Raw genomic sequence first — 14,677 nt, forward strand, 5'->3', positions numbered from 1 at the left:
GATCATCCTGCAACATCACTGCTTATTTCTTTTCAAGGCAAAGGTTTATTTCACTCAAGGCGTATGATCAATAATCATATATTTGCCTTAACCTATAAACCATTAGCCTGGAAATTGAAATACATTACTATCCTCCTGCATTTTGGGCTGCTGTTATGTTTTACCCAAATTGCCAGCGGCCAATCTTCCGACCTTGACTTTACTGCAAGACGGCTGTCGCAGAACGACGGGCTGTCGCAGGGATCCAATTATTTCCGGTTTGAAGATAGCCGCGGCTTTATGTGGATTACCTGCAACGACGCCGTTAACCGGTATGATGGCAACACCGTAAAGGTGTACCATCTCGATAAATATTTTAAAAACTGTGCCAACCTTCAGCAAGGGTATGGCTTTGCCGAAGACGAACAGAGTAATATCTATATAGGCAGTATAAGAGGCCTGTACATCTACAACCGCAATACCGACAAATTCAGCCTGCGGAAAATATTTACGAATGGTAAGGAAGACCTGGCAATGCCTTTTGCCTGCAAGGAAGGCAAGATATGGTGCTTCAATAAAAATTACGAAATCGCCACTTACCAGGTCAGTAACGGGCAGGTCAGCTATATCGCCAGGCTCCCGCTGCCTGCAATGGCTTCGATCCATGTCTATGCACAATCCGAAAGAGGCTTCTATGAACGCTGGCCCTTTATGGACCGCGATAACAACATATGGGTATTCGGCAGGGACGCCGTCTGTACCCTGAATATAGCTACCCAAACTGTTTATGAAATAAAACTGGGTTCACAACAAAAAGAAAAACCGGTCATATTGGCGTCCTGTTACGATGCCGCGGAAAACCGGGTCTGGTTAGGCACGGCAAACGGCGCGCTTATATATGATATCGCTACAGCCCGCGTCATGCCCCTTACCCATATGGGCGGGATTGCCCTGGGAAAGGTAGCTGCCATTTGCTGCAATGCAACAACAGTAGTGTTGAAAAGCGATAACGGTTTACTGTTTAACGATAAACCAAGCAGGCAATACCAATGGCTACAAAGCGACATCCAGAAATCGAAAACGATGTACACGTTTAGCTTTGACAAAGCCGGCTGCTTATGGATGTGCGATGATGGCTTCGGCCAGATTATCTATGATTTTACTCCAAAAATTCTACCCAAGCACCCGAAAGAAAACAGCGTTTTTGCCAAGCTCCGGGAATTCAGTATCGGCGAGTTCGGGGCCTTTCCCAATGGAGATATTTATATTATGCAGTATAACCTGGTGCTGGATCACAGGACCAGGGAATTAAAAAAAATGAAATACACGATTCCCCTCGACCCGGCAACCCCCTACCGGATGACCGTAGATAAGCTGCGCCAGGGAACATGGATCTACCAAATGTATTATAAGAACCGGCAACTCAGGATTTTCTTTTGGGGAAAGGACCGGAAACTGGCGTTGAAAGGCATCGTACCGGAAGCTTCAGGCCTGGGAGAATGCCAGCATTTGCAGGTGCTGCCAGATGGCCGGGTAATCATCTCGTTCGTATCAGGACTTGCATGGCTTCAAAACGGGAAGGTGGTCGCGGCGACGGGGCAACCCTATAACAATACATTTTATATCAGCTTACTCAGCCAAAACCGTTGTGCGGTCAGTTACCTGGACCGCGATATGTGGCTGGCGGACATTACCGGTACCGATACCCTAAAATTCGTACGGCGTATCCTGCCGGGTGTGCAGTCGTTCTACATGCAGGAAGACACCCTGCGCGAACGCTACTGGGTGGGCACCAATAAGGGCGTGTACCTGCTCGACAGGCATTTCGGGCTGCTGCGGCGTTTCGATGCCAATAACGGGTTGGCGGGCACCTACATTTACGGCTTGCTGCTCGATGACCAGGGCAATGCTTGGTGCAGCCACCAGCGCGGCCTGAGTAGCATCGATGCCCAAAACTTACAGATCATCAATTATGACCAGGATGATGGCATACAGGATTGGGATTACAACAACCGCTCTTTTTACAAAGCTACCGACGGCACCCTGCTTTTCGGGGGAGTAAGCGGCTTCAACTATTTCAAGCCGCCCTTAAAAAGAAGCTATTATTACAAGCCCGAAGTGTATGTAGATGAAATACTGGTCAATCATAAAAGCTATTTGCCGGATATCAATGCCAACCTGGTCCGTCATTTGCAGTTACCTTATACAGAAAATAATATCATCATCAATGCCATCGTAAAAGACCTGGGCAGCAATAAGTCGCATAAGCTGGTTTACCGGCTTGCAGGAGCAGATCACGCCTGGCATTACCAACCGGAGCATTCGGCCATCAGCTTCAACAACCTGGCTCCGGGCCATTATGCCCTGGACCTGGGCATCTATGATAAATACAGCAATAAGACGAGGCCTCAGAAAACGATCTACTTTACGATCGCGCTCCCCTTCTATCGTGAATTATGGTTTGGTGTACTGGTCGCTGTGCTGGCCACAACGATTACCGGCGGCATATGGATACGCAGGAAACTGAACCGGCAGCGGATCGCCTTGCAGCAACAATTGGCCCTGGACCAACAACGCAATAAAATAACTGCAGACCTGCACGATGATATAGGCGCCTCTTTAAGCAGCCTGCAGTTGAATAGTGCGGTGGCCAGCAAACTGATACATAAAGATACAGAACAGGCAAAGGAAATGTTGCAGCGTATAGAGCTGCAATCCTGGGGCCTTGCCGACCGGATTGATGATATGATCTGGAGCATGAAATCGGGCAACCAGGAAGTTACTTCCATAAACAACAGGATCACCAACTTTGCCTGCGACATACTGGGCGCTACCCTTATGCGGTACGAAATCCGCATCAGTAAAGAGGTGGACCAGCAGGTCAGGGACATGACGACCCGGAAGAATATCATCCTGATTACCAAAGAGGCGATCAATAATGCAGTAAAGCACAGCGGGGCCACACACCTGTCGGTAGACCTGGATATAAAAGAAGATAAGCTGACCCTGGTGGTCAAAGATAACGGCCAGGGATACGTGCCCGGGCAAGCTACCGGAAACGGGCTGGCCAATATGAAAAAACGGGCCGAAGAAGCGGGGGGCACTTTTACGATCCGGTCGGCTCCTGCGCAGGGTACCACAGTCACGGTTATTATCCCTGTACTATTATTTAGTGACAAAGCATAGCACCTCCTTTCTTTATTTTTACTTATGCCGATACGCATTTTTGTATATGATGATCACGAAGATCGCAGGAATAGCCTGAAGGCTTTATTTGGCCTCCAGGATGAATTCCTGTATACCGGCGATGCGCCCGATTGCAGTACGGTACTCCGGGATATGGAACAATATTACCCCGACGTAGTACTGATGGATATCAATATGCCGGTGGTAGATGGTCTTGATGGTTTGTTACAGATCAAAACACAGCACCCGGAAATTAAGGTGCTGATGCAGACGGCCTTTGAAGATGATGAAAAGATATTTACCAGTATCAGGAACGGCGCCAGCGGTTATATCCTGAAACGGGACCGGCCTCAATACCTGCTGCAGGCAATCACGGAGGTCTACCAGGGCGGAGCGGTGATGAATCCTTCCATCGCCCAGAAAGTACTCGATTACTTCAAGCCAAAATCAGTAGCATCGCCCCTGAGTCCGAGGGAGCAGGAAGTACTGGCATTGCTGGCCGAGGGCCTGAGTTATAAAATGGTTGCCGACCGCCTTAAGCTAAGCTTCAATACAGTTAATACCCATACCAGGCGCATCTACGACAAACTTCACCTGTCCTCTATCGGAGAAGCGATTGCCTGGTATTATAAGCACCGGGAATAAGACATCCCGGCAGGTCACAGGCCAGGCATCGTGTACCTATAATTGGCTATTGAGGCGCTGCCATAAAGCATCATATTTGTGTCATCATTAATCTTTAAAACAAACACAATTATGAGCAACAAAAAAGTATTATGCGCATTGCCCGGCCTGGCGCCAAAGGGTACAGCGACTTACATCCTGCAACAAAGAAGCGGTAACGGATCTCCCGGCAGATGCACCCCGCAATCCCAGGGCCTCCCACGCATGACTACCATGCTTTTTGACCGTTAGGGCATGTGCCATTAGCTGTCCTCTTCGCATTCATCCGGATGACCTGCCTGTCTTGCCCCGCAAAACAGGGTTACAGGCTCCGGGATTTCCCCACAATCGCATGCCCCAAAACTTAACGGGCAGGCATCTAAAAATGATCCTATGAAAAAGATATTTAAGTATTCTTTGCCGGCATTGCTGGCCGCTTTGTTCCTGCTGGGTTCTGTTGCCGCTATAGCACAAATCCGGCCCCACCCCTGGGAGCCCCCAACGCCCATACCTGCGCGGAGTTTTACCCATTGTACTTTGCTATCCGAGGATTGTACGACCGGTTTGGCAAGTATAGGCGTAAATTTCGAGCTCAACATACTTAACCTGCCGGGCTTTGCCGACTACCGGGCGGTAATAAAGCTATACAAGGGCGTGTTACAGTCCGGTCTTGCATCTACCATTCACAGCGAAGTATATGTTACTCTTCGTAACGGCAACACCGTTTCTGTAGCCGGGATACCCGTTAACGTGGTTACCTCTTTCACGACGGCTGATTTTTTCACCCAACCCGTGTCGATATACGTAGCCCGGAATGGCTGGTACCGGGCCACAACAACCTTGCAAAGGCTTACTTCCGGAGGATGGACGGACGTGTTCACTACCCCCTTGAGTACTGCTTATGGTTACGATGATATAACCTGGCAGCCTTTTGGCGATTTTGCCGAAGTGGCGCGTGTAAATACGTTAAGACGTTCGCTCTTTGATTTTTCGATCAACGGAAATTTTTGCAACACCGGCAATACAGAAGAGTTTTTTACTTGCGCTACGTCGCCACTGATCCTGCAGGATATCCAGGACTGGATCGGCTACAATACCTTCGAGGCCTCAACACTTAAAATAGAAAAGAATAACGGTACGATCTGGTTACCCCCGGACTCGATCGTGCTGAGCAATAATCAAAATCAGAGCCTGAACCTGACTAACCTGTTTTCGTTGGGGAGTTACCAGGGGCTGCTCAGGGTTACCTATGAGTTAACTCCGGATGTCTGTAACGAAGTGTCCTACCGGAGATACAGACAAAAAACCATCAAGGTAACGCCGGTTACCATACTAGCCAGCTATTCTAAACCTGCTTGTAATAACGGTTGCGGCAGGCCTGTTCAAACTACTTTGCCGATTACAGCACCGGCGCCGGCAACTAATGCTACGCTTTCTGTTTTTCAGGATAATATTGATGCTGCGCCCGGATGGATGGGAGCACAGACGGTAGGCATGTACGGGATCCATGTTGATGGAAACGCGACGGTAGAGGTCTACGCAGTAGATACAAGTGGCAACAGGATATCTCCTATACTTTCTTCCTTCAGCCATACCGGTCCATGGACCGGAACCCTGAGCTTTAATCTTAACAATCTTAAATTTAATAAGAACAATCCGCCCTATTATGTTACTGCAGGTGCTTTCAGTTTTGCTAACTATTTTAGTAAATTCTACGAGGCTATTCAGGATGGAGATATTACGACCATGACATTAGCCGATTTCAGCGACAGAGTTTATTGTGCCGACTTAAACGTAGTCGACCCGGTTTCCGGCTGTTCTGTTTCTAAGAAAAGCTATTTCAAAATTGCAAACAATGGTGCTAATATTGTGGGTTCGGGCGCCCGGCCAGCCCCGCCTAAGGATGAGCAGGAAGTACCCTTGTCCGTAAGTATCTACCCCAATCCGGCGAGCACTACGGTAACGATAACGATACCGTCCGGAACGGTCCATGCTTCGGTTAAACTGGTCGATAATACCGGGCGCATGCTGTTGGAAAAGGAATACCTGCATGCGGGTAAGCATGCGATAGATATTCAGCAACTGCCAACAGGTGTGTACTTTTATAGCTTGTCGGTAGATGGTAAAATGAAACATGGTAAGTTGGTGAAGCAATAATTCTTCTTTCCAGGACTGCTGGCCCGTAAAGGATTTAAGATAGATTAAAGCCCTGGTCCATGTCCGTCATGCTATGCGCAACGGCCTTAGCCGAATAGGTCGCGGGGAAGAATGCTTTTTACCGACACATCCGATCAGGCAAAAAGACAAAGAAGCATATGGGGCCGACAAAGCGATTCGGTTAATCCAACGCTATTTTTTTCTCGCTGCGGCGCCGCGCTCGCAGCAAGAAAAAATGAAATTCGCGGGACCCCATTCGCCCGCCAGGACCTGGTATTGCAGTATATTTATCTATCCAGGATAGCTAAAGCGATCCCTATGAATTTCCCTTGAATAAATAATAGAGGAACGGATCTGCAGGCTCGATTTTTAATTCCCCAGAAATTCCGACTGATCCGATTTAAAAGACAAGCGATTGTTGAACAGGGGCAACCCTGTTCTCAATCGCTTGTTTTCCAATAGCGTTCCTTCCATGCGCCAACAGGCCATCCCATTGCCAGGCCTGTGTTACCGGCAGGCCTTTGCTTTAGCGACCTGAAAGATGGATTTGGATCAGATGCGCATGTTTGTTCACTTTCGCTGAGATATACAAACAAGCCAAAGAAAGCGTTAAAGTTTTTTTCGCGTTTGCCAGCCGGTGCAAAAATGAATCGAATAATTATCTTCGCAGGACCAAACGAACCAGTATGCAATCGATTTTAATCGCGGATGATCACGAAATTGTCCGCTTCGGATTAACTATAATGCTTAAGGAGTTTTTCCCCGTTTATACCATAGATGAAGCTTGGGATGCGGAAAGTGTGATAGAACAAATGAGAAAAAAAGAATATCAGCTGATCTTACTCGACCTGGTAATGCCTAATACCGATGTAAGCATTTTACTGCCCTACATAAAAAACATTCACCCCAAAGTAAAAATCCTTATCCTGTCCATGAATGACGAAACCCTTTATGGCTTACGTTCCATTCATTTGGGCGCACACGGTTATCTGAAAAAAGATGCGCCTACGAACGAAATTGTGAAAGCGATCAGAACGATTTTGGCAGGCAAAAAATATGTAAGTGAGGAACTGGCCGACAACTTATTACAACATTCTTTAGCAGGTAAATCCATCAGCCCTTTCGAAAGGCTTAGTCCGAGGGAGTTCCAGGTGGCTATGTATCTTATCAAAGACTTTACGCAAAAACAGATCAGCGAAATACTCCAGGTGCAATACGGTACTGTAAATACCCTAAAACAACGTGTTTACGATAAACTGGAGATCGGGGAAAGAAAAGAACTGACGGAATTAGCTTCCATTTATGGTCTTCAATGATGATGCAACGTCTTGGTGACAGAAACTGCGGCCCTTATACCATGGAGGGAAACGGTGGTACCCTTATTCTTTTCGCTGTCTATCGTTATCCTTGCCCCTAGCCTGAGGGCAAAGTCGATAATGAATTGGTAACCCAATTTGCTGCCCGGCTCTATAGTGAAGACTTTATCTCTTTCGGAGATCAATGCTTTCAGCTTGCCCAGGACTTCTGCGGACATGCCGTTACCGGTATCGGATACCCGGATAAGGCACGTTTCATTTTTGTCTTCCGAAAAGTGAATATCAATTACACCATTGCGCGTATGTTTATTTGCATTATCCACCAAGTTGCGCAGTACAGCTTTGAGCAGTTCCCTATTGGTATACAATTCGTATTCCCCGTTTATCGTAAACGTAAGCCTGTTTCCGCGAAGTTCCAATATCTCCTTATAAAAAACGTGAAGTTCATTAAGGAGCTTACCTAAAGGAAATGCCGTCTTATTTAAATTGAACCGCTCATCCTGTACTCTTGCCCAAAGGTTAAATTCGTCAACAAAGGCGTAGATCTTCTTTGTCGTATTTTTCATTTCCCTGCTTATTTGTCCTGCTTTTTCATGCTCTTCAGCCACCAAAGCTTCATAATTGGATTCAGAAAGATAACCCAGGAAATGTAAGGGCGATTGCAGGTCGTGCCCTACCATCATCAGTATCTTTTCTTTCAGGTGATTGGCACTACGCAAATGAAGTGTACGTTGCTCTACTTCCAGCTCCAGCGCCTTATTACGTTTTACCAGGTAAGCGAACCTCAATTTTACGATTAAGAGTACGAGCAGGCACACGGCAATCAATAGCACGGCTTTAAAGTAGATCGTCTGGTAGAAGAATGGCTTAACCGATAACAGGACACTTGTTGTAACAACATTGTGCTCACCAAAACCGCCACGTTTCCTGAATTGTAAATTATACTTGCCGTATGCGAGATTATTAAACACTACAGTATTGTCTTCCTTTAAAGGTTGCCACGTGCTATCCAGGCCGCTAAGCCTGTATTCCAGCATCTGATTGGCCGGATGGCCAAAGTAAGGTGAAGCTACCTGCACTTCGAGGTATTTGAAAGACGGGTCCATGTTGATCCTGTTACCGGCCAGCAGTTGCGGCTTCCCGTCGATTAATAATTTGTCGACAAATATTTTGTTTACAGGCAGTACTTCGTTGATGCTGTCCGGGTAAAATTGTACAAGCCCGTCCAGGGAGGGGAATGAAAATTTGCCGTTGCCCAGGGCTACCGCAGATGGGGAACAACTTCCGTTGAATTCGTTCGTATTAAAACCCGATTCCTTACTGAAATACTGGTAGTAAACGGTAGCTGTCTTTCGATCTATAAAATGGGTAAGCGCTTCCTTCCTGCAGCGGAACAAACCGTTATTGGTGCTCATCCACATGAATCCATGCTTATCTTCCAGGAAAGCGTGAACATTAGTCAGGTTGTTTTTGATATCCAAGGGAAGCGCGTAGACCTTATTTTCCTTCAAGGCAAAGAACCCATTACCCGTTGTACCGATCCACAGTACTTTGTCGTCATCCAGGTATAAGGTTTCAATGGTAAATTGTTCCAGGCTCTTGTAGTGTTGTTTCTTACCCGTACGTACATTCAGCTTTACGAAGCTATTAACGCCTCCGATCCAAAATGTTTCATTGTTCTCAGGCAAAAAAGTAACAACAGGCGTTTTGGAACGGAGATGAGGTATCAATTTCACAGAATCTCCGCTAATCTGCCCCATACGATACTGATACCCGTCATGTGTCAATACCCATATCGTACCGTCCGGTGTTTGCTGATAACAGAGCGCACTTTTCCCACCGTATCTTTTCACCATTTTTAGCTGTTCATCCAGTTCAATAATGTTATAGAACTTTCCATCCCGGAGCAACCAGGAGTTTATCCAATAGTGTCCCCTGTTATCCCGCAGCAAGCTTCTCCCGATATCCCTAATGCCCAAAGGATAACCGAACTTTGAAGAAGAAGGATAGATTAAGCCCCAGTTGGTCAACACGCCTGTGTCCCGGTAAACAGCCTGCGGATAGAAATTACCATACCCATTGATGTAGCGTAAAGTCTTAAATTGCTTTTTACGATAAAGGTAAAGTCCGTGTGTTAAGGAACCCACTACCTGGAGATTAAGGGATGGGTAATTGCGATAAGCATAGATACCCGGAACATCGGTTTGCAGCACTAATTCCGCCGTCAGTTCCTGTTCACCTGACTCATGGAGTTGATAAATGCCTTTACCTATTAATAAATACAAGTCCCGGGCTTGTTGAAAGAAACAATAATTGTAAAGACCTGTTACCGTAAGACCGGGATGAACGCCTTTTAGCAATACGTCCTTTATGTTCCCTTTGCTATCAACACTTTTAATTTTAAACTGCTTATCCAGGTAATAGAGCTTTTCATTCAAATTTCCGATTACCTTATAGGCCTCCTGGTTGATATCCGGCAACCAACGTTTCCATAAATTTTTGGTACCGGACATGTAGTAAACAGTATCCCTGGCACCTAAAAAGCCTTCGTCTTTACCTTTTATCTGGTCCATATCCAATTGCCGCGGATCATAACCGTCCGGTGTTCGCCGAATTGCTTTCGCATCTATACGGGTTAATTCCCGTTGTTTATTAAAGGAATAGTAGTTGAGATGCTCATCATAGAAATAGACCACATTATCTTCGGTCAATCCCATAAATCCGATTATCCGGTTCGATACCATAACCGGGAAGTGCTTCCGGTCATATAATTTGAATTGCCTGCCATCAAAACGCAATAAGCCGGATTCTGTTGCCAACCAAAGAAAGCCGTTTTTATCCAGCTCAATGCCCTTTATACTGTTTTGCGGAAGGCCATTCTCATTGGTATAATGTGTTACACTGTAATCCGGTGATATAGCCATTACGTCCAGCGCTATAAGAAGCGTCATGAATAACAGTGCGGCCTTTTTACAAATGAGATAACGCATACCCGGCAAAGATAGCCGTAAGGCAGGATAATATATCACGTTTGCCCCCGGTACTACGCCCTTGTAGTGTTTAATCATACAAAGCCGTCTTGCAAAAAAAGAAAGAAACACGGACACATTCCTACATGAAGTTTTGAAGTTCTCATACAAATGGCTTCTTCGGGAACATTCACCTTTGTTGCGCCAATATCGGCTGAACCAAAACATTGTTTTTATGAAAAAGTATTACCTTTTCGCGGGTCTTGCGCTGCTCGCCGCAAGCCCTGCGTTTGCGCAAACAAAGATCGGCGCTGCCGGTGCTCCTGACGGAAGCGCCATGCTGGAAGTAACGAGCGGCACCGGCAATAACAAAGGCTTACTGCTGCCCAGGATGACTACCACGCAGCGCAATGCCATCACAAGCCCGGCTAACGGCCTTATGATCTATAATACAACAACAAACCAGGCGCAGGTAAATACAGGAACACCTGCCGCACCGGTATGGACCATTGCCACTGCAACCAACTCCGGTTGGAACCTTACCGGAAATACCGGCACCAATCCCTCTACTAACTTCATCGGTACAATTGATTCACAATCATTTGTTATCCGCACCGACAATACAGAACAGGTACGTGTGACCGCTGCAGGCAAGGTGGGTATTAATAACACAAATCCTTTATCTCCATTATCTTTTGAATCAGTAATCGGATCAAAGATCTCTTTTTTTAGCAGCGGCACAACAAATCACTATGGTATCGGTGTGAGCAGCAACCAGCTTAATTATCATGTAAACCCGGGCGCTACGCACACTTTTTTTGCAGGTGGTACAAATGGAGACGGTACCGAATTGATGCGTATTCAGAGTAATGGCGATGTAGGTATTGGTACCTCTGCACCCGCACAAACCTTACACGTGGCTGGTACAGCACGCATCAGCACCGCTGCTGGTACGCCTACTACTATTACGGGGCGCAGTGCTGCCGGGGATATAGGTAATGTAACTATAGGTTCAGGGCTGGCGTTCTCAGGCGGTACGCTCTCTGCCACTCCCACAACAGACAATACAGACTGGAACCTTACCGGAAATACCGGTACCAGCCCTACTACCAACTTTATTGGCACAAGCGATGCCCAGCCATTGGTTATCCGCACCGACAATACAGAACAGGTACGTGTGACCGCTGCAGGTAATGTAGGAATCGGCACTGCTGCACCTACACAAACATTAGACATAGTCGGTACTGCACGTATAAGAAATGCCACTGGCACACCAACAACCATTGCAGGCCGCAATAATAACGGAGACGTGGGCGCTGTAACATTAGGTTCCGGTCTTTCCCTTACAGCTGGTGTGTTGAATACCACCGCCGATAATGCAGACTGGAATCTCACCGGAAATACCGGAACCAACCCCGCTACCAACTTCATCGGCACAGGCGATGCCCAACCATTGGTTATTCGCACCAGCAATACTGAGAAAGTGCGCGTAACTGCTGCAGGCAATGTAGGTATAGGTACCACCGCTCCTGCTTACACCCTGGATGTTGCCGGTGGTATTAAAGCAAGCAGCGAAGTACTTACCGCAAGCAACTCAGGTTCTGCAATGGTTTGGAATTCTGTTAACACAGGACAAGGTGCAACAGAACTTATAAACTACCGCGGCACTGGCGGCGGCGGCTTCCGTTTCTCAACCGCTGCGCCTGGCGTCGTACCCGCTGCCGGTGTTGGTGAGCTGATGCGTATTACCGGAGCCGGCGATGTAGGTATCGGAACAGCTACGCCTGCCCAGACGCTGCACGTAGCAGGTACTGCACGTATCACTACCGCTGCCGGTACACCAACAACTATTACCGGTCGTAATGCTGCCGGTGATGTAGGTAATGTAACTTTAGGTACCGGAATAAACCTTACTGCCGGTGTACTTTCCGTTCCTCCTGCTCCTATACAGCTTTTACAGGGAGCAATCACAACATCTGGCGTGAATATAACAGCCAGTACAACCGGTTGGCTCTACACCGGTGCCACAATCACTTTACCAGCCAATAGTACCTTCAAAGTTACTGCCGATATGCTCCTTTCCATTGCTGCCCCTTTCGCTGGTACCTTTATCGTTCCTGCTGATCAGAGCCTTTGGGTAAGGTCGACCTTTGCTGATTCCCCAACCGGAGGACCAAGTGCAGATCTGATAGGAAGTAACCTCATGAGCGGTAACATCAGCACGGGTATGACCCGTAACATGCTGCATGGTACAGTAGCCCTTAGCAACACGACCAATGCGCCTAAGACCTACTATTACATTGTAGGTAATGTGGAAACCTATGGTTTTACGCCCACAGTATACGGATTTTGTTCCGCCGGTGCCGGCGAAAACCAGATCTACGCAATCCCGGTAAACTAAGATCGGGTAGCTACCCACTGGCAGGCAAACGAAAAAAATGTTTGTTTGTAAGGCCTTTGTATCCGTATAGCTCACCGCTTCAGATGTCCTTGGCATCGGGAGCTTCTTAAAAACTTTTATCATGCAAAAAAACTTTTTAATAGCCATAGCGCTGGTCTTTGCGGCCGCTTCAGCACAGGCGCAAAACACCACTTATGGTGGTGGCAATGCACCTTATCTTGTTGATGGCGGCTATATCAGCGACTACTCGGCTGCCGGCACAATAGTGCTGGCCGACGGCAGCGTTACCTTATCGAACAATGCTACTTATGAGCACGGTAATAACCTGTTGCAAAATAACGGCAGCTGGACTGCCGCCTCCAATAGTCTCGACCTGTTTTTAAGTACAGGAAGCAATACGATAAGCGGCAGTGCAGCCCCTACCTTTCACAATGTACACTTCAACACCGGCGCCGGTACTACTATGGCCATTACCAATACACAGGGTATCAGTATTGCAGGCCAGGCTCAATTCAGTAATGGCATTACCACTACAGTAAGAAGCAATACCAATAGCGGTTCTGTAAAATTTGCAGATAATGCTACCTATACCGGCGGCACCACGGATGTACAGCATGTAAACGGCTATGTCAGCAAAACCGGTAACGATGCCTTTACCTTCCCGGTGGGTTCCGGAACGGATATCCGTGCACTTTCCATATCTGCGCCGGCATCGGCTACCAACCAGTACAGTGTGGCCTGGATAGCGGGAGACCCGGGCACCAACGGAGATCCCTCAAATGCAAATGCAATGCATCCCACGAACTCCGTGACCACACCCATCACATCGGTGAGCACAGCAGGACAATGGGACTGGATACCCGTATCCGGTACCGGGGCAGGGCTTACCGTTACTGTTTCTATGCCTAACCTTACGCCAACAGGCATATCTGCGCCAGACCTTCGTCTTGTGGGCTGGAATGGTACATCCTGGATAAACCTGAGCAGCGTTGCCACAGCTACCGGCACCAATGAAGGCGCTACACTCAGCGGTACCCTGATTGCCGGTATTACGGCTATCGGGATCGGCAGCATCGGCACCCCGCTTCCTGTATTGTTCAGCAGGTTCGATGTAGCTCATGACGGCTGTAAAGCCTTATTGAGCTGGAGCACAACAATGGAGCACAACAACGATCATTTCGAGATCGAACGGAGTGCCGATGGCCGCAGCTTCAACGTGATCGGTAAAGTACAAGCCGCAGGCAACAGCACCGACGTGCAGGATTATAGCTTTACCGACGAACATCCTGATGCCGGCATCAACTACTACCGTATCGTACAGATAGATGCCGACGGAAAGCATAACACCACTACTGTAAAAGCCATTCGTTTCGATTGTGGCAGGGGCGCCGTCCGGGTATATCCAACGATCACGGCTGGAACCTTGTATGTGGATATGCCGTCAGGGTATGAAAATGCGAGGATTATGCTGATCGATATCCATGGCCGCCAGGTACGGGCCGACATACCCAAAGATGGTTTAGTTCGAGTAATGCGACTTTCCTCTCTGGCTGCAGGCGCCTATTTATTAAAAATAGAGCATGATAACAGATTGGAAACGTTCAAAATCTTATATCAGCCCTGATATTGGCTGGATATAAGTAAGAGCAAGCCGGGTTTTCTAACCCGGCTCTTTTTATATCTATCCCAAACAGCATCTTATGCTTTCTGACCATACACCTTGTCTTATGATCCATGTTGGGTACGCTCCGGATAGCTGGGCAAGTCTAAAATGCTGAACGAAAAGCCTGCAGTTTGTGCAGCTTACAACGGATCAAGCGAAAAAGTTGGGGGACTCCGGTATACTTACCCTGATTTTTTATTCTTCTTTGTCTTAATACAAAGAAGCAAAAATCAAGACTGTAGAAAAAGTGCTAAAAATGCCTTGTACGCCTAAAAGAAATAAGTCCGGACGGTTAGTAAAAATTGGACGAAGGAATGACAAACGAACTAAAGTACAGGGCCAG

8 protein-coding genes are annotated in these 14,677 nt (G+C 47.3%); 7 read left to right on the plus strand and 1 reads right to left on the minus strand.

All coding sequences use genetic code 11. The annotated features are described in order from the left end of the window. Nucleotides 1-114: 114 nt before the first annotated feature. From B0I18_RS16605 to B0I18_RS16625, 5 genes are all read left to right on the plus strand, one after another. Nucleotides 115-3,165, plus strand: coding sequence for a sensor histidine kinase (locus tag B0I18_RS16605; protein ID WP_181358496.1), 3,051 nt, complete (start codon nucleotides 115-117; stop codon nucleotides 3,163-3,165). Nucleotides 3,166-3,189: 24 nt separating this feature from the next. After that, on the plus strand, nucleotides 3,190-3,810 hold the full coding sequence (locus B0I18_RS16610) for a response regulator (protein WP_106523854.1): 621 nt from the start codon (nucleotides 3,190-3,192) through the stop codon (nucleotides 3,808-3,810). Nucleotides 3,811-3,921: 111 nt separating this feature from the next. Beyond that, nucleotides 3,922-4,080, plus strand: coding sequence for a hypothetical protein (locus B0I18_RS25115; RefSeq protein ID WP_181358497.1), 159 nt, complete (start codon nucleotides 3,922-3,924; stop codon nucleotides 4,078-4,080). 141 nt (nucleotides 4,081-4,221) lie between these two features. Further along, a complete protein-coding gene (locus tag B0I18_RS16615; protein WP_106523855.1) occupies nucleotides 4,222-5,985 on the plus strand; it encodes a T9SS type A sorting domain-containing protein in 1,764 nt (587 codons plus the stop codon). A 686-nt stretch (nucleotides 5,986-6,671) separates the two neighbouring features. Next, on the plus strand, nucleotides 6,672-7,301 hold the full coding sequence (locus B0I18_RS16625; RefSeq protein WP_106523857.1) for a response regulator: 630 nt from the start codon (nucleotides 6,672-6,674) through the stop codon (nucleotides 7,299-7,301). On the opposite strand, the gene B0I18_RS16630 is transcribed toward B0I18_RS16625, so the two are convergent. Then, complete coding sequence (locus tag B0I18_RS16630; protein ID WP_106523858.1) at nucleotides 7,295-10,498, minus strand: ligand-binding sensor domain-containing protein; 3,204 nt, start codon at nucleotides 10,496-10,498, stop codon at nucleotides 7,295-7,297. The genes B0I18_RS16625 and B0I18_RS16630 overlap by 7 nt on opposite strands. Before the next feature lie 7 nt (nucleotides 10,499-10,505). On the opposite strand from B0I18_RS16630, the gene B0I18_RS16635 reads away from it, so the two are divergent. Then, nucleotides 10,506-12,671, plus strand: coding sequence for a beta strand repeat-containing protein (locus tag B0I18_RS16635; RefSeq protein ID WP_106523859.1), 2,166 nt, complete (start codon nucleotides 10,506-10,508; stop codon nucleotides 12,669-12,671). A 121-nt stretch (nucleotides 12,672-12,792) separates the two neighbouring features. Continuing rightward, complete coding sequence (locus B0I18_RS16640) at nucleotides 12,793-14,295, plus strand: T9SS type A sorting domain-containing protein (RefSeq protein WP_106523860.1); 1,503 nt, start codon at nucleotides 12,793-12,795, stop codon at nucleotides 14,293-14,295. Nucleotides 14,296-14,677 lie beyond the last annotated feature (382 nt).

Origin of the sequence: Taibaiella chishuiensis, assembly GCF_003014535.1 — a bacterium.
GTDB lineage: Bacteria > Bacteroidota > Bacteroidia > Chitinophagales > Chitinophagaceae > Taibaiella > Taibaiella chishuiensis.